This window comes from Streptosporangium sp. NPDC004379, assembly GCF_042873875.1.
Taxonomy (GTDB): domain Bacteria; phylum Actinomycetota; class Actinomycetes; order Streptosporangiales; family Streptosporangiaceae; genus Streptosporangium.
Genome location: NZ_JBIAMC010000014.1, coordinates 34,529 through 54,842 on the forward strand (window position 1 = coordinate 34,529; position 20,314 = coordinate 54,842).

Here is a 20,314-nt window from a genome sequence, read left to right on the forward strand (position 1 = left end):
GTGGGAACGCTCCCAGTTCTGGGCAGGCTAGAGACAGCGCCGACGCCCCGTCAAGATTCACCGGCGCGGCCGCGGGACTCCGGCGGCCCTTGACACACCGGGCAGGAGAGCCCGTCGATTCGCAGGTCAGAAGGGTCATCCCCTGGTCGGCGGGCTTTCGGGCAGGGTGGCCGCGGCCACCCGCGCCCCTGCTTTCCCGAATCCTTCCCCTCCCTTGGCGCAGGCCCGACCGGGGCCGCGGAGGGCCGCACTACCGTTGAGGGCGATAAGGGCCCGACGACGGAAGGCCGCAGATGACGGCAGCCGATTTCGACAGCCTCCGGGGCCCGGCGGACGACGGCCGGTACCCGCCCATCGCCGACCACGGGCTGATCGGCGACCTGCGCACCGCCGCGCTCGTGGACACGCGCGGCACGATCGACTGGTACTGCTTCCCACGCTTCGACGCGCCGAGCGTGTTCGCCGCCCTCCTCGACGCCGACCGGGGCGGGGCGTTCGAGCTGGCCGCCGACGTGCCCGCGAGGACCAGGCAGTTCTACTTCCCCGACACCAACGTGCTGATCACCCGGTTCATGGCCCCCGACGGGGTCGGGGAGATCCACGACTTCATGCCGGTCGCCGCCGACACGCACGAGATCGACCGCCACCGGCTGATCCGCCGGGTGAGATGCGTACGCGGGACGCTGCCGTTCCGGGCCCGGATCGCTCCCCGGTTCGACTACGGCCGCCGGTCCCACACCGTGGACCTGCGCGAGGGCCGGGCCGTCTTCACCTCGCCGTCGCTCTCGCTCACCCTGACCTCCAGCGCGCCTCTGGAGACCGACGGCCGCGACGTGCTCTCGGCGTTCAAGCTGACCGAGGGCGAGTGCGCGGTCTTCGCCCTCGACCGGTACGGCGAGGGCGTCGAGACGCGGGCCTGCCCCCTCGCCGAGGCCGAGGAGGAGTTCACCGCCACGGTCGCCTACTGGCGGCGCTGGGTCTCCCGGTCACGCTACCGGGGCCGCTGGCGGGAGATGGTGCACCGCTCGGCGCTGACGCTGAAACTGCTCACCTACGCGCCGACCGGCGGCACCGTCGCCGCGGTGACCACCAGCCTGCCCGAGCGGATCGGCGGCGAACGCAACTGGGACTACCGCTACGTCTGGATGCGCGACTCGGCGTTCTGCATGTACGCGCTGATCAGACTCGGCTTCGACGAGGAGGCCGCGGCGTTCATGGGTTTCCTTTCCGAGCACGTCAGCTGCGGCTGCGACGGCGAGGCGGGCCCCCTGCAGATCATGTACGGCATCGACGGCCGCACCGACCTGCCCGAGGTCGAGCTGCCCCACCTCGCGGGCTACCGCGGCTCCGCGCCGGTCCGGGCCGGGAACGCCGCCGCGGGCCAGCTCCAGCTCGACATCTACGGCGCCCTCATCGACTCCGTCTACCTCTACGACAAGCTGTGCCGGCCGATCTCCAGCGACCAGTGGGAACAGGTCTGCACGCTCGTCGACTGGGTCTGCGCCAACTGGGACCGGCCCGACGAGGGCGTCTGGGAGACCCGCGGCGGACGCCGCGACTTCGTCTACTCGCGGCTGATGTGCTGGGTGGCGATCGAACGCGCCATGCGGATGGCCCGCCGCCGCGGGCTGCCCGCCGACACGCAGCGCTGGCAGCGCACCCGCGACGAGATCTACCGGCAGATCATGCGGCGCGGCTGGTCGGACCGGCTGGGCGCGTTCGTCCAGCACTACGACGGTGAGGTCCTCGACGCCGCCGTGCTGATGATGCCGCTGACCAAGTTCATCGCCCCCACCGACCCAAGGTTCCTGTCCACCCTCGACGCGCTGCGCCGTACCCTCGTCGCCGACTCGCTGGTCTACCGCTACGACCCCGTCGAGAGCCCCGACGGCCTCAGCGGCGAGGAGGGCACGTTCTCGATCTGCTCGTTCTGGTACGTCGAGGCGCTCACCCGCGCCGGACGGCTCGACGAGGCCCGGCTCGCCTTCGAGAAGATGCTCACCTACGCCAACCACCTCGGCCTGTACGCCGAGGAGATCGCCATGACCGGCGAGCAGCTCGGCAACTTCCCGCAGGCGTTCACCCACCTCTCCCTGATCAGCGCCGCCGTCAACCTCGACCGCGCCCTCGGCTGACGGCCCGTCCCGCCGTGGGCGGCCGCCCGGCACGCCGGCGTCTACGGCCTACGCGCAGACGCGCGACCCAGGCGACACCGCCGCCGGGGTGACGATCTGGACATCCCGTACGACCTCCGAGAGGGGCGTGTCCAGGGCGTACGGCTTCGCACCCAGCGAGACCGTCCCCTCCCGGCCGCAGGCGAAGGGCAGCGTCATGACCATGACGTCCGCCACCTGGACGGCGATGTTCACGGTGTCGCCCTCCGGGCCGAGCTGAGCCAGGATCCAGCCGATCGTGTCGGACGCGACCGCGCAGACGTAGACCACCTCGCCGACGGCGTTGGCCGGCGCCGAGACCAGCCCTTCCGCCTGGAGCGGGTCACGTAGCGCCCGGCTCAGAGCCGCCTGAACGTCCTTCCGCTCCTGGGCATGCCCGTCAGCGGCCAACCGGAAGACGAGTTCCCCGCCCGCGACCTCGTGGTGGCGCTCATGGTGCTCCACGATGTCGAAGGGGCCGGGCCGGTCGAAATGGAAACCCAGGACGTCCTGCAGATCGGCGTGGAGCTCCTCCATCGTCGGGCGACCGTAGACGAGGCCCGGCGCCTGCGGGGACGACGCGTACGGATGAAGGCCACCCGCCTCCAGCCTGACGATCAGGTGAATGACATCATCTGTCACTGCGCCACCTTCAATGCTTCGTCCCTGCTCAGCCCTACCTGCTTGACCAGTATGTCCCTGACCACCCCCGGAGCGATACTGTCTCCGTGATGGAATGCGAACGTCAGCTGCGGTCTTCCCTCACAGGCGAGCTTTCGATGTGATCCCCTCCGGGCGATCTCCTTGTAACCGAGGGCGAGGAGGATGCGGAGCATCTGCTGCGCCTTGAGAGAGGGAAACGGGTTCGGCACGCGTCGACACCTCTCGGGTAGGACCGAACAGGCAGGAGCCTATACCGGTCCTCTTCGAGCCCGGGCTGATTCGCGGTACATCCGAAGTCAGCGCACCGCCTCTGCGGGATCGGCTGAACCGGATTCACGGAAACATCAGGCGGGGGCCCGCGAGGGTGGGGAGGGCGAAGGCTACGGCCTTGCCGGGGGTGGCGGTGGTGAAGGCGGTGGCTGGGTGGACGTGACAGTGGCCGCTGGAGAGGCGGTGGACCAGCAGCAGGCCCCGGCCGTTCTCCACGAGCAGCGGCGCGTCGATCTCCTTCACCAAGCGCAGCAGGCCCAGGACGACGGCGACCTCGTGCGCGTCGGGGTCGCCGTCGACGACCTCGCACCAGGCGGGCACCCCGTTCAGGCTGAAGATCCTCACCTCGTACGGCGGGCGGGCGTGCCTCTCGGCGTTGGCCGCCAGTTCCGCAACGACGAGTTCGGCGTCGGCGACGGCGTCACCGTCCAGGCCGGCCTGCCGGAGTACCTCCCGTACGACCTCGCGGGCCCGGCGCGAGGCGGAACCGGGCGGGAGCGCCCGGACCAGCACCCGGACGCGGCTCCCCTCCGCCGCGACGGGTGATGGCTCGCCGGGTCCGGGACGGGAGGGCGGGAACGGTGAGGGGCGGCCGGGGGTGCCCGGGGGGATGCTGCCGTCTGGCCGCATGGACACGACTCCTTCGCTGTCGGATGATCGTGGACAGCAGGAAACGCCCTGGGACGGCGGCAGGGAACGCCGCCACCTGCTCGTCGTCGGTGATCTGGGGGCTCCGCCGTCGGCGCTGGTCGCTTGCTGGTCGTTTCTCGTCCGGGCGATGGCGCGGGCCTTCCCCGGCCATCACAATGAGTAGTCGAAGAACTACTCATAAGGAGTGTCCGTGGTTGAGGAGCTGCGGTGCGGGGGGCGTCCGGAGCTGGCGCGGGCGCGCAGGCGGCTGGGCATGAGCCAGGAGCAGGCGGCCGAGGCGGTCGGGGTCTCGGTCACGACGTGGGCGCGGTGGGAGCGCGGTGAGCAGGGGGTGCGGGCCTGCTACCGGGCGAGGATCGCCGCCGTGTTCGGGGCGGAGCCGCATCGGGTGGAGGAGTGGATAGAAGGCTGGGCCCTGACGGCGACATCATCGTGTCCGGCCGCCGACAGCGCGGGCGGCTCGCCGATGGCTACCGTGAAGGCCGCCGCGCATCTGTGGAGGTTGGAGATGGACCCGTCCCGGCGTCACCTGCTGGCCGCGCTGCCGTTCGTGCCCTCGGCGCTGGGGGAGTGGCTGTTGGCGTGGCAGTACGGTGGTCCGGTCGCGTCGGTGGCGCGTCTCGGGGCGGGACCTGTCGTGGGACTCGCCGACGTGGCCAGGATCAACGAGGCTCGCAAGGCGTTCGTGCAGATGGACCGCCGATTCGGGTCCGGACTGGTCCGCCCGGTGGTGATGCGCTATCTGAACGAGAACGTCGCTCCGTTGCTGCACGGGCGGTATGACGACGAGGCCGGGGCCGAGTTGATGAGCGCGGCGGCGGGGATGAGCTGGCTGGCGGGCTGGACGGCCTTCGACATCAGTCGGCACGGCGAGGCCCAGCAGCACTTCGGCCAGGCGCTACGGCTGGCCAAGGCGGGGAACGACCCACTGACCGGTGTGTGGGTACTGGCCACGCTGACCCGCCAGGCGATCCACCTGGAGCAGCCCACCTGGGCGGTGTGGCTCGCCCGCGCGGCGGCGGACACCGCGCGCCGGGCTGACGCGCCGCCGCGCGTCATGGCGTTGATCCTCGTCAAGGAGGCGTGGGCGACGGCCTTGGAAGCGGGCGAAGCGGAGACCGCCGACCGGCACACCGCGAGGCGGGTGGAGCGCCTGCTCGCCGAGGCCGAGAGCGCCTACACGCGGGGGACCACCGACCGCGATCCGGAATGGGCCGACAGGTTCGAGGAGGCAGAACTGACCGGTGAGGCCGGGAACTGCTGGCGTCTGCTGGGCGAGCACCGGCGGGCGGCGGAGTGGGCGGAGGCGGCTGTGAACGCCTTCGGTGAGCGTCTTCCTCGATCGGCTCAGCTCAACCGGATTCACGCCGCCGAAGCGTATCTGGAGATGGGTGAGGTGGAGCAGGCGCTCGCCAGTGCGCGGTCCGCCGTTCCGATGACCAGAACCCTCACCTCCGCCCGTCCGGCCGATCTCCTCCGGCGGTTCGCCGGGCGGCTGGAGCCGTACGGTGACAGCGTGATGGTCCGGGAGTTCCGCGACCACCTGCGCGTCGAACTCGCCGCCTGATGGTGACGATGCGGGCGAGCGCCTCCCGTCGGGGCCTGACCTGCTTCCTGACCGGCTTCGGGTCCTCAATCACCTCGGACGTCAGCCGCCCGGGGCGGTGAGGGACGACGCGGCGGAGCGGATGAGTTCGGCGCGGGAGGTGATGCCGAGCTTCGTGAAGATGTTGCGCACGTGGTAGTCGACCGTGCGGGGGCTGACGAACAGCCTCGCCGCGATCTCCCGGTTGGTCGCCCCCTCGGCGACGAAGCGGGCGATCTGCAGCTGCTGGGCGGTGAGCACCTCCCCGATGGAGCTGCCCGGCCCGGACACCGGCTCACCGGCGGCCCGCAGCTCGGCCGCGGCCCGCTGCCGCCAGCGCGCGGCGCCGAGCCGTTCGAAGACCTCCGCCGCCTCACGCAGGTGGTCGCGCGCCTCCTCACGGTGGCGACGGTGGCGCAGGTACGCGCCGTACAGCAGCGCGGTGCGGGCCCGTTCGAAGTCCCGCTCGCCGCGCGCGTGCAGTTCCAGGGCCGCCAGGTAGTGCTCGCCGGCGTCGCGCTCCGGGGCCAGCAGCGCCCGGCACCGCTCCACCAGGGCCCGCGCCCACGGGCTGCCGACGGTCTCGGCCCAGGTGCGGAACGCCTCCAGGGCGCGGGCGGCGCGCTCGCGGTCGCCGTCGCGTACGGCGGCCTCCACGTAGTGCGGGGCCGACAGCAGCGTGATGGCCCCGTGGCCGAGGCCGGCGTCGGCCCGGCTCATCCGCGTCAGGCGTTGTGCGGCCTGGCCGTACCGGCCCGCCGACAGGTCGCTGAATGCCAGCGCCCAGGTGGCCACGGCGGCGGCCAGGCCGATGCGGTGCTCGCGGGCGCGGGCCAGCGCGGCCTGCGCCCGTTCCCGGCAGGCGTGCTCGTCGCCCTCGATGGCGGCGTGCAGCGCGAGGAGGGCGTGCAGGTGGCAGACGCAGTTGAGCTGCCCGGTGTCGGTGGCCAGGCGCAGCCCCTCCAGCGCGTTGGCTCCGGCCATGCCGAGCCGGCCGGTCCACAGCTCGCTGTAGACGAGCAGTTCCAGGGCCTGCGGGACCGCGGTCACCGCGCCGCGGGCGCGGGCGAGTGCCACCGCGCGGGAGGAGAGCGCGTGCGCGGCCTCGTCGTCGCCCAGCATGAGCGCCGCCGTGCCGGCCCATCCCAGGGCGTCGGGGTCGGCGACGAGTCCGGCCGCGTCCACCACCTGGCGCAGCGGTCCGACGGCCCGCGGGAGGTCGCCGGAGGCGGCCTCGGCCAGCGCGGCCAGGTAGGCGCGCATCAGCGCGGCACGCGTGCCCGGCGTGTCGCCCAGGGAGCCCGCCCGGCGGGCCGCGGTGGCCAGCCGTACGAGGTCACCGGCGTAGGAGGCGGCCTCGGCGGCGCCCATCAGGGCGCGCAGGGCCCGCGCGGGGTCGGGCAGGCGCGCGGCCGACAGCAGTGACTCGTAGGCGGTCCCGGTGGCTCCGACCCGCAGGCCGATGACCCCGGACAGGAAGGCGATCTCGTCGGGATCCCCGGTCTCCTCCGGCTCACCGGGGCCCGCCGCCCTCTCCGGGGCGGTGTCTCCGGTCCTCTCCGGGGCCGGGAGGCCGGGGTCGTCGCCGGACGGACGCGCGGAACCGGCGTCGGCGTCGGCGCCGGTCGGCCGGCCGGCGCGGTCCAGCAGGTGGACCGCGAGGTCGGTGTGCCCGGCCTGCCAGCGGTCCCACGCCGCCGCGACGAGGCGCCGCCCGCGCTGGGCGGCGGCCGGGGTCAGCTCCGCGGCCCGCTCCAGGGCGACGGCCGCGGCCGCGTAGCCGCTGCGCACCCGCGCCCGTACGGCGGTCGCCTCCAGTTCGGCGGCCAGGCCGGCGTCGGGTTCGAGCGCGGCGGCGGCCCGGTGCCAGGAGCGCCGGTCCGGCGGCCCGGAGGTCTCGGCCAGCACCTGGTGCGCCCACCGCCTGCGGGTCAGGCCCGCCCCCTGGTGGACGGCCGAGCGCATGAGCGGGTGCCGGAAGCGCACGCCCGCCTCCGAGAGCTGGACCAGCCCCGCCGCCTCCGCCGCCTCGATCGCCGAGACGTCGATCCGGGCGTGGGCGGCGGCGCGGACCAGGGTCGCCGCGTCGATCTCCGACTCCACCGCGGCGAGCAGCAGCAGCGTCCGCGTGTCCTCCGGGAGCGCCGCGACCCGGTCGAGGTAGGCGCGCTCCAGGCCGGGGCCGACCGGCAGCGGCCGGGGGAGGGCCGTACGGCCGGCGAGCTGGTCGGGGGTGAGTCCGTCGACGATCTCCCGCAGCGCCAGGGGATTGCCGCCGGTGTGCGCGACCAGCCGGGCGCACACCGCCTCGCCGACCGGTCCCCGGGCGCGCTCGCGGACGAGCCGGCCGGCCGCCTCCGCCTCCAGCCCGCCGACCTGTGCCGTCGGCAGCCCCTGGAACACCGGGGGGTGGTCGGGGCGGCGGGCCGCCAGCAGCGCCACCCCCTCCGCCTCCAGCCGGGCCGCGGCGAAGGCGAGGGCGTCGAGGGAGGGGGCGTCCATCCAGTGCGCGTCGTCCGCCACGGCGAGGACGGGGCCGCGCTCGGCCGCCTCCGACAGCAGGCTGAGCACCGCCACCGAGATCAGGAACCGGTCCGGCGCGGGGCCCTCGGCCCGGCCGAGCGCGACCGCCAGGGCCCGGCGCTGCGGCTCGGGGAGCCCGTCGACCAGCGGGGTCAGCGGGCGGACGAGCCGGTGCAGCGCGGCGAAGGGCAGCCGTGACTCCGACGGCACCCCCCGGGCCGCCAGCACGGTGAAGCCCCCGGCGCGGGTGGCGGCGTAGTCGAGCAGCGCGGTCTTCCCGGCCCCGGGCTCGCCGACCAGCACCCGCACGCCGCTGCGTGAGGCGGCCGCGGCCCGGACCAGGGCGTCGAGGTCGGCCCGTTCTCGTTCGCGGCCGTGCAGATCGGGGGGTGTGATGGCCGTCACACCCCATAAGTTACTTGCCAGTCACATCCGTGTGAATAGGGGACGGCCAACGGGTCCCCCGGTGAGATCACCGGTTCGGAGAAGACCGGTGATGTCACCGGTGCCCCGGAGCCGCCGTCGACGGACTCTTTCGTCGGCGCCGCCGTGTTCGGCGGGCCGTACGAAGGAGGAGAAGCCCATGCGACGACGGCTGTGGCTCGCCCTGGTGGCGGGACTGGCGATGATCGTCCCGTTCGTCCCCGCCCCGGCCCAGGCGGCCGCCCCCGACCCCGTCATCTTCGTGCACGGCTGGGCGGGGGCCGCCTGGAACTGGGACGTCATGAGGGGCGACTTCCAGCGGGACGGCTGGCCCGCCGACCGGCTGTTCGCCTGGGGCTACAACTCGGCGCAGTCCAACGTCACCACCGCGAACCAGCTCGCGGACTTCGTGAACCAGGTCCGCGGCCGGACGGGCGCCCAGAAGGTGGACATCGTCACCCACTCGATGGGCGGCCTGTCATCGCGCTGGTACCTCAAGTTCCTCGGCGGCGTCGACGCCGTCGACGACTGGGTGTCCGTCGGCGGCCCCAACCACGGCACCAACGCCTCCTACCTCTGCGACCTGCTGATCGTCTCCTGCGCGGAGATGAACTACCACTCGTCCTTCCTGGACCGGCTCAACGAGGGCGACGAGACGCCCGGCGCGGTCCACTACGGCGCGTTCCGGTCGTGGTGCGACGAGATCATCAACCCCGACGACAGCGTGAAGCTGGACGGCGCGACCAACGTCAACGTCGGCTGCATCGGCCACCTGTCCCTGCTGCTCTCCTGGTCGGTCTCCCAGCAGGTACGCGACTTCGTCCGCTGACGATCCGTACGGCGGTCCGGTACGGCGGGCGGGCCGGGCCGCCTCCACCGGTCACCGCGCCCGGCGTCCCGGCGCGGTCCGGAACCACCGCGACCGGGCCGCGCCGGTCCCCTCAGAGCTTGCGGAAGGTCCTGGCCTCCTCGGCGGCGGCGACCACGTCCTCCAGCGAGGCGCCGGAGCCCGCCGAGACGACCGCCGCGATCGCGCCCTCCACGAACGGCACGTCCGCGATCACCACGCCGGGACCCTCCATGAGCCGGGCGGTCAGCACCGAACTGCCCAGGTCCGGGATCAGGACCACCCCGTCGCCCCGGTCCACCTCCTCGATCGCCCTGGACACCAGGTCGGGGCTGGTGCCGAGACCGCCGTCGTCGGTGCCGCCGGCCCCGGCCAGCGGCACGTCCGCGCCGCCGATCTGCCGGGCCAGCCGCACCAGCTCGTCGGCCAGTGGGCCGCTGTGGGAGACGAGGACGACGCCGACCATCACACCGGTCCTTCCTGGGCGGGCCGGGAGGGTTCTCCCGCCGTCGGCCCGGACGGGTCTTCCGCCGCCCGCCGGGACGGTGAACCGGACGGGTCTTCCGCCGGCCGCCGGGACGTCCCCTCCGCGGCGGACCCGGACCGCCCGTCCGGGTCGCCCGCCGTACGGGACACCGCCGCGTGCAGCGCCCGGACGATGAGGGCGGTGGACGCGGCGCCGGGGTCCTCGTGCCCCACACTGCGCGGGCCGAGATAGCTGGCCCGGCCCTTGCGGGCCTGCATCGGGATCGTGGCCTGCGCCCCGGCCTCCGCCGCCTCCGCCGCCGCGCCGACCGCCTCCACCGGCGCCCGCCCCTCCTGTACGGCCTGCGTCAGCGCCCGGAGCGCCGGGGCGAGCGCGTCCACCATGGTCTTGTCGCCCTCGGCGGCCGATCCCAGCCTCCGGATCCCGGCCAGCCCGGCGGCCAGGGCCTCGTCCAGGTCGGCGAGGGAGACCTCGGGGGAGTCGCCCAGCGCCTTGCCCGCCTCCCGGAACGCCATGCCGTACAGCGGCCCGGACGCCCCGCCGACCTTGCGGATCAGCGTGTTGCCCACCAGGGACAGCAGCGCCCCCGGGGTGTCCGGCCGGCCGCCGGCCAGTGCCTCGGCGACCGCGGTGAAGCCCCGGTCGAGGTTGGCCCCGTGGTCGGCGTCGCCGATCGCGGAGTCCAGCGCGGTCAGCCGGTCCCGGTCGGCCCGGACCGCCGCGGCGATCCCCTCGACCCACGCGGCGAAGAGGGCGGCGTCCAGGCCGCCGGTCGCGCCGGCCGTACCGGTGGCACCGCCTATACCGGCCGGGCCGCTCATGCCCCCCGTGCCGACCGGGTCCGTCGTGCCGGTCGTGTCGTCCGTGGCGTTCGTGTCGCTCATCCCGTCGGCGTTCCCCGTGCCGCCCGTGTCACGCGCGCGGTCGTCCGGCCCGGTCACGTCAGCGGCCCCACCGCAGCGCAGGCGTCTGCACCGGCGCGTCCCACAGCCGGGTCAGCTCCGGCGTCAGCAGGCAGGCCGTCACCGAGAAGCCCTGCATGTCGAGGCTCGTGACGTAGTCGCCCACCAGGTTGCGCGACGGCGTCGCGCCCTTCTCCTCCAGGTAGGCGGCCACCTCGGCGAAGGCGACGTACAACTCGATCAGCGGGGTGCCGCCCATGCCGTTCACCATGACCAGGACGTCCCCTTCGAGGGGCATGTCCTCGTGGAGGGCGTCCATCGCGACGCGCACCAGCTCGCGCGCCCCGCGCATGGCCGACCGGGTGCGGCCGGGCTCCCCGTGGATGCCGATGCCCAGCTCGACCTCGTCGTCGCCCAGGTCGAAGGTGGGCACGCCCGCGGCGGGCGTGGTGCAGGCGCTCAGCGCGACGCCGAACGACCGGCTGCGCGCGTCGACCTCCTCGGCCACCCGCCGCACCTCCGCCAGCGGCGCGCCCTCCTCCGCCGCGGCTCCGGCGATCTTCTCGACGAAGACCGTGGCGCCGGTTCCCCGGCGTCCCGCCGTGTAGAGGGAGTCGCGGACGGCCACGTCGTCGTCGACCACCACGGTCGCGACCTCCACGCCCTCGTCGGCGCACAACTCGGCGGCCATGCCGAAGTTCAGGACGTCGCCGGTGTAGTTCTTCACGATGTGCAGCACCCCGGCCCCGCCGTCCACGGCGGTACTGGCCGCGATCACCTGGTCGGGGACGGGCGAGGTGAAGACCTCACCGGGGCAGGCGGCGTCGAGCATGCCGTACCCGACGAAACCGGCGTGCAGCGGCTCGTGTCCCGAGCCGCCGCCGGAGACCAGGCCGACCTTGCCCGGACGTGGTCCGGAGGCGCGCGTCACGAACTGGTTCTTCACATCGACCCGCAGGTCCGGGTGCGCGGCGGCGAGCCCGCGCAGCGCGTCGGCGACCACCGAATCGGCACTGTTGATGAGCTTCTTCACATCCCGAAGATCTGCCCGTTCGGCGGGGAGGGCAAGCGCCGCGACCGGAAAACCTCGGTGTCCGGGGCCGGAACGCGGTGTGGTTGGGTTGAATCTTGTGAACGTCATCGAGACGCTGGGACTCGCCGGGGTCGGGGCGCTGGCCGGGGTGGTCAGCACGGTGGTGAGCCTGGCGTCCGTCGTCTCCTACCCGGCGCTGCTGGCGTTCGGGCTGCCCCCGCTGACCGCGAACGTCACCAACACGACCGCCCTGGTCTTCACCGGCCTCGGAGCGGCGGCCGGGTCGCGGCCCGAACTGGCCGGGCAGGGCGGGCTGGTGCTGCGCATGGGCTGGGTGACGGCGCTCGGCGGCGCCACGGGTGCGGCCCTGCTGCTGCTCACGCCGTCGCGGACGTTCGAGGCGATCGTGCCGTGGCTGGTCGCGGTCGCCTCGCTGACGCTGATCCGCCCGCCCCGGCTGCCCGGCCTGGCCGCCGCCACCCGCCCCGGTACGGCGGGCGGCCCTCCCGGCGGTTCTCCCGACAGCCCGTCCGATGACCCGCTCGCCGGTCCAGTCGGCGCGTCACCGGGCGACGCGGGCGGTCCCGCGGGCGGCCCGCCGTACGGCGTGTCCCGCGACGCGGAGGCGGGGGAGCGCTGGCCGGTCCGGGCCGCGCTGTTCGCGGTCGCCACCTACATCGGCTACTTCGGCGCGGCCGGCGGGATCGTCATGTTCGCGGTGCTCACCGCCGTGCTCGACCAGTCGCCGGTCCGGGTCAACGCCGTGAAGAACGTCGTGTCCTCCTTCGCCAACGCCGTCGCCGCTCTCGGCTTCGCGGTCTTCGGGCCGGTGCAGTGGTCGGCGGCGGTCCCGCTGGCCGCGGGGTTCCTGGTCGGCGGGCGGATCGGCCCGGTGATCGCGCGGCGGCTCCCCGGCGCGTCCCTGCGCGTCGTCGCCGCCGTCTGCGGCCTGCTCGTCGCGGCCAAGCTCGCCCTCGACGCCTATCTCTGAACGGCCGCCCCGGGCCGGGGACGACACGGCGCGGAGGGATGGCGGAGGCCTCCGGCGTGTAGGAGGATCCGACCAGGCCATCTCCCGACCTCGGAGGCGTCATGTCGGTGCTGCGGAACCTGGTGGAGAGCATCCGTAACGGCGGGATAGAGGTGATCGACCTGACCGCGCCGCTGTCGTCCGAGACGCCGATCCTGCGGCTGCCGGAGCCGTTCGCGAACACGGTCCCGTTCACGCTGAAGGAGATCAGCCGCTACGACGACCGCGGTCCCGCCTGGTACTGGAACGACTTCACCACGGGCGAGCACGTCGGAACGCACTTCGACGCGCCCGTCCACTGGGCGACCGGCAAGGACGGCGAGGACGTCTCCCAGGTGCCGCCGGAACGGCTCGTCGCCCCCGCCGTCGTGCTGGACGTCGCGGGCGAGGCGGCCGGGAACCCCGACTTCCTGCTGGAGATCGGCCACATAGAGGCGTGGCAGAAGGAGAACGGGCCGCTGCCCGACGGCGGGTGGCTGCTCTACCGCACCGGGTGGGACGCCCGCTCCCACGACCAGGAGAGCTTCCTCAACGCCGACGAGACCGGCCCCCACAGCCCCGGGATGTCGGTGGAGTGCGCCAGGTGGCTGGCGGAGGAGACCCCGATCGCCGGGATCGGCGTGGAGACCGTGGGCACCGACGCGGGCGCGGCGCACGGCTTCGACCCGCCCTTCCCGTGCCACTCGTTCCTGCTGGGCGCGGGCAAGTACGGCCTGACCCAGCTCCGCAACCTCGACCGGCTCCCGGTCACCGGCGCGGTGGTCGTCGCCCCGCCGCTGCCCATCGTCGGCGGCTCGGGCAGCCCGGTGCGGGTGCTGGCCCTGGTCGAGCGGTGAGCGGCGGCGGGACCGTCGCGGAGACCGTCGGCGCGGTCCTCGCCTCCCTGGGCGTGGACACCGCGTTCGGGGTGGTCGGCAGTGGCAACTTCCACGTGACCAACGCGCTGGTCGCGCACGGCGTGCGGTTCGTCGCCGCGCGCCACGAGGGCGGGGCGGCGACCATGGCCGACGCCCACGCGCGGATGACGGGCCGGGTCGGCGTGCTCAGCGTCCACCAGGGGCCGGGGCTGACCAACGCGCTGACCGGCGTCGCCGAGGCGGCCAAGAGCCGGACGCCGCTCGTCGTGCTGGCCGGTGAGGTGACCGCCCCGCGGTCCAACTTCTTCGTGGACCAGGCCGCGCTGGCGGCGGCGGTCGGAGCCGTCCCGATGCGGGTCGGCTCCGCCGCGGACGCCGCGGCCCTGACGGCCGAGGCGTTCCGCGCCGCCCGCGACGGGCGCCGCACCGTCCTGCTCGGCCTGCCGCTGGAGGTACAGGCGCTGACCGTCTCCGGTCTGCCCGGGGTGGGGGACGGGGAGACCGGCGGCTCCGGGACCGCCGGTTCCACTCGATCCGCTGATTCCGTCCGATCCGCCGGTCTCGCCGGGTCCGCCGGTCTCACCGGCGGGGCGCGCCCGCTCCCGGCCGGACCCGACCCGGAGGCGGCCGCCCGGCTGGCGGAGATCCTCGCGGGCGCGCGGCGGCCGGTGTTCGTGGCCGGCCGGGGAGCCCGTACGGCCCGGCGCGAGCTGGAGGAGCTCGCCGAGCGGGCCGGTGCGCTGCTCGCCACCTCCGCCGTCGCCAAGGGTCTGTTCCGGGGCAGCCCGTGGGACCTGGACGTCAGCGGCGGCTTCGCCTCACCCCTGACCGCCGAACTGATCCGCGACGCCGACGTGATCGTCGGCTGGGGATGCGCCCTGAACATGTGGACCACCCGGCACGGCGCGCTCGTCGGCCCGGACACCGTGGTCGTCCAGGTGGACCTGGATCCCGACGCCCTGGGCGCGCACCGCCCGGTCCGCCTCGGGGTGACCGGCGACGTCGCCCGCACCGCGCGGGCCGTCGCGGACCTGCTCGCCGACGGGGCCGGGGCCCGCCCCGCGCCCGTCGTGGCGGACGGAGAACCCGGCGGGACGCGCGCCGTGCCGGAAGGGGCGGGGCCGCGTGCCGTACGGCGGGAGCCCGGGACGCGCGCCGTGCCGGGCAGGGCGGGGTACCGGTCGGAGGCGCTGGCGCTGCGGATCGCCCGGGAGGTCCGCTGGCGGGACGTCCCGTACGCCGACGAGAGCGGCGACGGCCGCATCGACCCCCGGACCCTGACGATCGCGCTCGACGACCTGCTGCCCGTCGAGCGCGTCGTCTGCCCCGATTCCGGAAATTTCATGGGATATCCGGCGATGTTCATGGACGTCCCGGACGAAGGGGGCTTCTGCTTCACCCAGGCGTTCCAGTCGATCGGCCTCGGCCTGGCGACCGCGATCGGTGCGGCCCTCGCCCGGCCGGACCGGCTGGCGGTGGCGGCGCTCGGCGACGGCGGCGCGCTGATGGGCGTCTCCGAGCTGGAGACGGTCGTACGGCTCGGCCTGCGCATGGTGGTCGTGGTCTACGACGACGAGGCGTACGGCGCCGAGGTGCACCATTTCGGACCGGACGGCCATCCCCTGGACACCGTGGTCTTCCCGCCGACCGACATCGCCGGCATCGCCCGGGGTTTCGGCTTCGAGGCGGTCACCGTACAAGCCCCCGGAGACCTCGCGGCGGTGGCCCGGTGGCTGGACGGCCCGCGGGAGCGGCCGCTGCTGGTCCACGCCCGTGTCACCCGGGCGCGCGGCTCGTGGTGGCTGGAGGAGGCGTTCCGCGGCCACTGAGGCGGGCCCCCGGGTCCGCCACGGGTTCTCCCGGTCCGCCACGGGGTCCCCGGTCCGCCACGGGGTCCCCGGTCCGCCACGGGGTCCCCGGCCCGTCGCGGGTCCCCGGTCCGCCGCGGTCCTTCGGCCTGCCCCGGTCCCACCCCGTCGCGGGACCGGGGCAGGCCGGTGAGCGGGGAAGCTGAGGTACGGTTCAGCCATGGCTGAGATCGTGTATCCCCCGGTCATCGGGGCCGCGCGGACCATGTTCCGCGCGCTGGATTTGAAGATCCGCGTCGAGGGCGCCGAGCGGATACCGAGGACCGGGGGCGCGGTGCTGGTCAGTAACCACATCAGTTATCTGGACTTCATCTTCGCCGGCTTCGCCGCCCTGCCGGCCAAGCGGCTGGTCCGGTTCATGGCCAAGAAGGAGGTCTTCGACCACAGGATCTCCGGCCCGCTGATGCGCGGCATGCACCACATCCCGGTGGACCGCGCGGCGGGCGCCTCGGCGTTCGGGGCGGCCATGAAGGCGCTCAAGGCGGGCGAGGTCGTCGGCGTGTTCGCCGAGGCCACGATCAGCCGGTCGTTCACCGTCAAGGACATCAAGAACGGCGCGATCCGGATGGCCGTGGCCGCCGGGGTGCCGGTGATCCCGGTCGCCCTGTGGGGCACGCAGCGGCTGTGGACCAAGGGCCGCCCCAAGAAGCTCCTCCAGCGGCACGTCCCGGTGACCATCCTGGTCGGCGAGTCGATGCATCCCAAGCGCGGTGACGACTACGACGCCGCCACCGCCGACCTGCGCACCCGCATGACCGAGCTGCTCGACCGGGCCCAGCGGAACTACCCCGAGCAGCCCCAGGGCGTCTGGTGGCAGCCCAGGCACCTCGGCGGGACCGCCCCCACCCCGGAGGAGGCCGCCCAGATGGACGAGGCCGAGGCCAAGGAGCGGGAGGCCCGCCGCCAGGCGTGAGCCGGAGGGCGGGCCGCCACGACCGCCCGCCCCCGGAGTCCCGCCGCGTGGAGGACGCGCGGCGGGACTCGCGAAGGACGCGTGGAGGACGCGTGGCGGGACTCGCACGGGGAGGACGCGCGCCGGGAACGAGCCGGAGGGCGGCCCGCCGCAAGCCGGAGGCAGGTGATCCGCAAGCGGCAGGGTGCACCTTTCCGTTCCATGAACGACGCGCTGGAAAACCTCCTCGACGCCATGGAGCCCGGACCGGCCCCGGGTCCCGGGCGCACCCCCGGACCCGTCGGCATGACCGTGCTCCTGGTCTGCTGGCTCGCCCTGGGCCTGATGCCCTTCGTCTTCGCCGTGGACGACCTGGAACTGGCGACAGGCCGGACCGGCACGCCGGGCACGCTCACCGTCGTCTCCTGCGTGCCGCTGGGGGAGGGGCGCTACGACTGCCGGGGGAGGTTCACGCCCGACGGCGGCGGCGCGGCGATCGCGGTGACGGCCTCGCCCGACTCCACCGCCGGGGACGTCAGGCGCGCCCGGCTCGCCCCCGGGCGCGACCGCGCGGTCCCGACCGGGACCGCGGGCCTGCTGGCCGCGCTGACCATGCCCTTCCTCGGCGCCGGTGTGCTCGCCTTCCTCCCCTACGTGGCGCTCCACGCCCTGCGGATACGGCGGGGCCGCCGGGGCGCGGTGATCTTCGGGGCGCTCCTGACGTCCGTCGCGGTGGCGGGGATGGTGGCCGGAATGGTGGCGTCCTACTCCTGATCGGGGGCCGGCCGTGCCTTTCCCCGGATCCGGGACCGTTCCTGATCCCGGGGGGGCCGGTCGCGCTTCTCCCCGGATCCCGGCCTGTTCCTGATCCCGGAGGACCGGCGGCCGGTGGTCAGAGGCGGTCGGCGACGCGTTCCAGCAGGGGGAGCGCCTCGGCGAGCAGGCGCCGTTCCCGGTCGTCCAGGGCGTCGCCGAGCGCGCGCTCCAGCCGTTCGGTGACGGCCTGGGTCCGGCCGTCGTGGGCGCGCGTCCCGGCCTCGGTGAGCCGGCTGACGACCTTCCGGCCGTCCCGCGGGTCGGGCTCGCGGGCGATCAGGCCACGCCTGGCCAGCGCGCCGAGCGTCGTGCCGATCGCCTGGGGGGTGACCTGCTCGGAGTCGGCCAGCTCGGCGGAGGTCGAGGGACCCAGGCGGTGCAGCCGGGACAGCACGGCCAGCTCGGTGAAGGTGAGGTCGCTCGCGCTGTCGGCGACGCCGTACAGCTGCCTGATCCGGCGGGCGATGCGGCCGACGGCGATCCTGAGGTCGCGCGCCGTGTGATCCGGCCGGCCGGAATCCGCCGGGGTGTCGTCCATCATGATGCCAAGGTTAGCTTTATCAATCTGACTTTGCTACTTTCGCGTCATCCCGGTATCCCCCGGTATCCCCCCGGCATCCACGGCATCCATCGAAAGGACACGCCCGTGTGTTACGACGCTGACGCCACCCCGCCGGTCGCCTCCACCGGCACGCCCGTCACCTCCGGCCCGCTGACCCTGACCTCCGCCGACGGCACCCGCCTCGCCGCCTACCTGGCCGTCCCCGAGCGGCCGGCGGGAGCCGGGGTGGTGGTGATCCCCGACAACCGGGGGCTGGCGCCCTTCTACGAGCGCCTGGCCGTACGGCTCGCCGAGCACGGCCACCCCGCGATCGCCTACGACCACTTCGGCCGCACCGCGGGCCCCTCCACCGAGGGCCGGGGCGACGGCTTCCCCCGCATGGAGGACTATGCCGCGCTCACCCGGTCCCGGCAGCAGGACGACATGACCGCCGCCCTCGGCCGGTTGCGGGAGTACGGCGGCGCCCAGGCGGCCCTGGGCTTCTGCATGGGCGGGCGGCTGGCCTTCTTCGCCTCCGAGCCGCGCTTCGGCCTGGCCGGGGTGGTCGGCTTCTACGGCCACCCCGGCATCGCCGGCCCGTACGGTCCCGGGCCCGCCCAGCACGCCGCCGACCTGTCCGCCCCGGTTCTGGGCCTGTTCGGCGGGGCCGACGAGGGCATCCCGGAGAGCGCGGTGAAGGAGTTCGGCGACGCCCTCACCGCCGCCGGGGTGGAGCACGAGTTCGTCGTCTACCCCGGCGCCCCGCACGGGTTCTTCGACGTCAGGGACGACGAGCACGCCGGCGCGTGCGCCGACGCCTGGCGGCGCGTCCTCGCGTTCCTCGACCGGGTGGGCTGAGCGCGCCCCGCCCGCCGACGACCCCCTCGTGGGAGCGCTCCCGTGACAGACTGGGCGTGTTCCGAAGATCGAAGGGCTTGGCCGAGAACCCGTACCCCCGAGGAGATCCGATGACGGAACCCGTCGTCCTGCCCGCCTTCCCCGCCCCCATGCACTGGCTGCACGAGCCGGTCGCCTACGAGGTGGTGGGAGAGGACGCCCTTTCCATCACCGCGGGGCCGAAGACGGACCTGTTCTGCGACCCCGGCGGCCCCGGCCGCTTCGACGACGCCCCCGCGCTGGTCGGCCGCCTCGACGGAGACTTCACCCTCGGCGCCCGCGTCCGGCTCGACCTGCTGTCCACCTACGACGCGGGCGTGATGCTGCTGTACGCGGGCCCGGACCACTGGGCGAAGTTCTGCCTGGAGCTCTCCCCGCAGGGCAGGCCCACGGTCGTCACCGTGGTGAACCGGGGGGTGTCCGACGACTGCAACGCGTTCACCGTCGAGGGCGACGACGTCCGGCTGCGGATCTCCCGGCTCGGCTCCGCCTACGCCTTCCACGTCGCCGTGGGCTCGGACTTCTGGCAGCTGATCCGCTACTTCGCGCTGGACGGCGACCCCGAGGTCGGCTTCCAGGCCCAGTCCCCGACGGGGGAGGGCTGCACCGTGCGGTTCGAGGACGTCCGCCACTCCGCCGGCCGCCTGGCCGACCTGCGCGGCGGCGTCTAGCGGCCGGGAGCCCGGCGTCCACGCGCCGTCGCGGGCACGGCGGCCGGCCCGGCGCTCCGGCGGCCGGACGGCACCGCGAACCCCTCGCCGGGAAACAGGCTGGAAAATCAGCGACCCGCTGTGGGAGGCTTCGTGGCCGTCGCATCAGGGTGAGACGGAGGAGATTCGCATGTGGCGGCAGACCGACCCAGGGGAGGCGGGTTTCGCCCCCGATATGGCCGACCGGTTCGATGCCCTGGCCCGGAAACATCCGCCTGGCCCGCACGGCGTGGTGGTGGTCCGCCACGGCGCCCTGGTGCTGGAGCACTACGGCAGCGGCCCCGACGTCTCCTGGAACACCCCGCTCGGCACGGTCGACTTCGGGCCGGAGACCCTGCACGACGTCCGCTCGGTCACCAAGAGCGTCGTCGGGCTGCTGTACGGCCTCGCCCTGGCCGACGGCCTGGTCCCCGGCCCCGGCGAGCCGCTCCTGGCGGGGTTCCCCGAGTATCCCGACCTGGCCGCCGACCCCCGCCGCGCCCGGCTGACCGTCGGGCACGCGCTCACGATGTCCCTCGGCCTGCGGTGGGACGAGAGCGCGCCGTACACCTCTCCGGAGAACGACGAGATCGGGATGGAGCTGGCGCCCGACCGGATCCGCTTCGTGCTGGAGAGACCGGTCGTCGAGGAGCCGGGCCTGCGGTGGGGCTACAGCGGCGGCGCCGCCGCCCTGGTCGGCGCGCTCATCGCCCGGGGGACCGGGCGCCCGCTCGCGGACTTCGCCCGCACCGCGCTCTTCGAGCCGCTCGGCGTCGGTCCCTTCGAATGGATGACGGGTGCGGACGGGGTCGCCTCGGCGGCCTCCGGCCTGCGGCTGACCCCGCGCGGCATGGCCAGGATCGGCCAGGCCGTGCTCCGCCGCGAGGTCGTCCCCGAGTGGCTCGGGGAGATGCTGCGTCCGCGGGTGCCGGCCTGGGAGGGGACCTCCTACGGCTACCTCTGGTACGTCGCCCCGGACGGGGCGGTCTCGGCCATGGGCAACGGCGGGCAGCGGATCTTCGTCGTCCCCCGGCTCGACCTCGTCGTGGCCGTCACCGCGGGCGACTACAACGGCGCGGAGCAGGGCGCGCTGCCCCTGGCCGTCATGGAGGACGTCGTCCTTCCGGCCTTGGACGCCTGAGGCGGCGGGCGGGCTCGCGCTCCGGCGCGGATCGGAGGCCCTCCAT

General features: G+C 74.3%; 19 protein-coding genes. 11 read left to right on the forward strand and 8 right to left on the reverse strand.

The features are described 5' to 3' along the window. Window positions 1–293: 293 nt before the first annotated feature. The gene (locus ACFYSC_RS27045) at window positions 294–2,135 is read left to right on the forward strand and encodes a glycoside hydrolase family 15 protein (protein WP_389967223.1); all 1,842 of its coding nucleotides are present in this window, start codon (window positions 294–296) and stop codon (window positions 2,133–2,135) included. A gap of 48 nt (window positions 2,136–2,183) precedes the next feature. Here the strand turns inward: ACFYSC_RS27045 and ACFYSC_RS27050 are convergent, their stop codons facing one another. The 3 genes from ACFYSC_RS27050 to ACFYSC_RS27060 form a co-directional block, all read right to left on the reverse strand. Beyond that, window positions 2,184–2,795, reverse strand: a complete 612-nt coding sequence (locus ACFYSC_RS27050) for a hypothetical protein (RefSeq protein WP_389967226.1) — start codon at window positions 2,793–2,795, stop codon at window positions 2,184–2,186. Continuing rightward, window positions 2,792–2,989 (reverse strand): type II toxin-antitoxin system HicA family toxin, encoded by a 198-nt coding sequence (locus ACFYSC_RS27055; RefSeq protein WP_389967229.1) that lies wholly within the window; start codon window positions 2,987–2,989, stop codon window positions 2,792–2,794. Before ACFYSC_RS27055 ends, ACFYSC_RS27050 begins: the two co-directional genes overlap by 4 nt. Before the next feature lie 160 nt (window positions 2,990–3,149). Beyond that, window positions 3,150–3,716: an ATP-binding protein gene (locus tag ACFYSC_RS27060; RefSeq protein WP_389967559.1), complete on the reverse strand. Its 567-nt coding sequence runs from the start codon at window positions 3,714–3,716 to the stop codon at window positions 3,150–3,152. A 211-nt stretch (window positions 3,717–3,927) separates the two neighbouring features. On the opposite strand from ACFYSC_RS27060, the gene ACFYSC_RS27065 reads away from it, so the two are divergent. After that, the gene (locus ACFYSC_RS27065) at window positions 3,928–5,304 is read left to right on the forward strand and encodes a helix-turn-helix transcriptional regulator (protein ID WP_389967232.1); all 1,377 of its coding nucleotides are present in this window, start codon (window positions 3,928–3,930) and stop codon (window positions 5,302–5,304) included. A gap of 81 nt (window positions 5,305–5,385) precedes the next feature. On the opposite strand, the gene ACFYSC_RS27070 is transcribed toward ACFYSC_RS27065, so the two are convergent. Beyond that, on the reverse strand, window positions 5,386–8,250 hold the full coding sequence (locus ACFYSC_RS27070; protein ID WP_389967235.1) for a LuxR C-terminal-related transcriptional regulator: 2,865 nt from the start codon (window positions 8,248–8,250) through the stop codon (window positions 5,386–5,388). Window positions 8,251–8,428: 178 nt separating this feature from the next. On the opposite strand from ACFYSC_RS27070, the gene ACFYSC_RS27075 reads away from it, so the two are divergent. Then, entirely contained in the window at window positions 8,429–9,097 is a 669-nt protein-coding gene (locus tag ACFYSC_RS27075; protein WP_389967238.1) for an esterase/lipase family protein, read from the forward strand. A 112-nt stretch (window positions 9,098–9,209) separates the two neighbouring features. On the opposite strand, the gene dhaM is transcribed toward ACFYSC_RS27075, so the two are convergent. Genes dhaM through dhaK form a run of 3 tightly spaced genes read right to left on the reverse strand, consistent with a single transcriptional unit; the run spans window position 9,210 to window position 11,537 of the window. After that, window positions 9,210–9,581: a dihydroxyacetone kinase phosphoryl donor subunit DhaM gene (dhaM, locus tag ACFYSC_RS27080; protein ID WP_389967242.1), complete on the reverse strand. Its 372-nt coding sequence runs from the start codon at window positions 9,579–9,581 to the stop codon at window positions 9,210–9,212. Beyond that, complete coding sequence (dhaL, locus tag ACFYSC_RS27085; protein ID WP_389967245.1) at window positions 9,581–10,486, reverse strand: dihydroxyacetone kinase subunit DhaL; 906 nt, start codon at window positions 10,484–10,486, stop codon at window positions 9,581–9,583. The genes dhaM and dhaL overlap by 1 nt, the downstream gene beginning before the upstream one ends. 58 nt (window positions 10,487–10,544) lie before the next feature. Next, a complete protein-coding gene (gene dhaK, locus ACFYSC_RS27090; RefSeq protein ID WP_389967248.1) occupies window positions 10,545–11,537 on the reverse strand; it encodes a dihydroxyacetone kinase subunit DhaK in 993 nt (330 codons plus the stop codon). Window positions 11,538–11,634: 97 nt separating this feature from the next. On the opposite strand from dhaK, the gene ACFYSC_RS27095 reads away from it, so the two are divergent. The 5 genes from ACFYSC_RS27095 (at window position 11,635) to ACFYSC_RS27115 (ending at window position 16,958) form a co-directional block, all read left to right on the forward strand. Continuing rightward, entirely contained in the window at window positions 11,635–12,528 is an 894-nt protein-coding gene (locus ACFYSC_RS27095; protein ID WP_389967251.1) for a sulfite exporter TauE/SafE family protein, read from the forward strand. A gap of 101 nt (window positions 12,529–12,629) precedes the next feature. Further along, window positions 12,630–13,403, forward strand: coding sequence for a cyclase family protein (locus ACFYSC_RS27100; protein ID WP_389967254.1), 774 nt, complete (start codon window positions 12,630–12,632; stop codon window positions 13,401–13,403). Then, complete coding sequence (locus ACFYSC_RS27105; protein ID WP_389967257.1) at window positions 13,400–15,253, forward strand: thiamine pyrophosphate-binding protein; 1,854 nt, start codon at window positions 13,400–13,402, stop codon at window positions 15,251–15,253. The genes ACFYSC_RS27100 and ACFYSC_RS27105 overlap by 4 nt, the downstream gene beginning before the upstream one ends. A 199-nt stretch (window positions 15,254–15,452) precedes the next feature. After that, the gene (locus ACFYSC_RS27110; protein ID WP_362939945.1) at window positions 15,453–16,205 is read left to right on the forward strand and encodes a lysophospholipid acyltransferase family protein; all 753 of its coding nucleotides are present in this window, start codon (window positions 15,453–15,455) and stop codon (window positions 16,203–16,205) included. A gap of 201 nt (window positions 16,206–16,406) precedes the next feature. Next, window positions 16,407–16,958: a hypothetical protein gene (locus ACFYSC_RS27115; RefSeq protein WP_362939948.1), complete on the forward strand. Its 552-nt coding sequence runs from the start codon at window positions 16,407–16,409 to the stop codon at window positions 16,956–16,958. Between the two features lie 118 nt (window positions 16,959–17,076). On the opposite strand, the gene ACFYSC_RS27120 is transcribed toward ACFYSC_RS27115, so the two are convergent. Continuing rightward, window positions 17,077–17,541 (reverse strand): MarR family transcriptional regulator, encoded by a 465-nt coding sequence (locus ACFYSC_RS27120; RefSeq protein ID WP_362939951.1) that lies wholly within the window; start codon window positions 17,539–17,541, stop codon window positions 17,077–17,079. Window positions 17,542–17,646: 105 nt separating this feature from the next. Between ACFYSC_RS27120 and ACFYSC_RS27125 the strand changes: the two genes are divergently transcribed. The 3 genes from ACFYSC_RS27125 to ACFYSC_RS27135 all read left to right on the forward strand — a co-directional run bounded on the left by ACFYSC_RS27125 (window position 17,647) and on the right by ACFYSC_RS27135 (window position 20,268). Then, entirely contained in the window at window positions 17,647–18,399 is a 753-nt protein-coding gene (locus ACFYSC_RS27125) for a dienelactone hydrolase family protein (protein WP_389967262.1), read from the forward strand. Window positions 18,400–18,509: 110 nt separating this feature from the next. Beyond that, entirely contained in the window at window positions 18,510–19,109 is a 600-nt protein-coding gene (locus ACFYSC_RS27130) for a DUF1349 domain-containing protein (protein WP_389967265.1), read from the forward strand. Between the two features lie 169 nt (window positions 19,110–19,278). Then, window positions 19,279–20,268: a serine hydrolase domain-containing protein gene (locus ACFYSC_RS27135; protein WP_389967268.1), complete on the forward strand. Its 990-nt coding sequence runs from the start codon at window positions 19,279–19,281 to the stop codon at window positions 20,266–20,268. Window positions 20,269–20,314 lie beyond the last annotated feature (46 nt).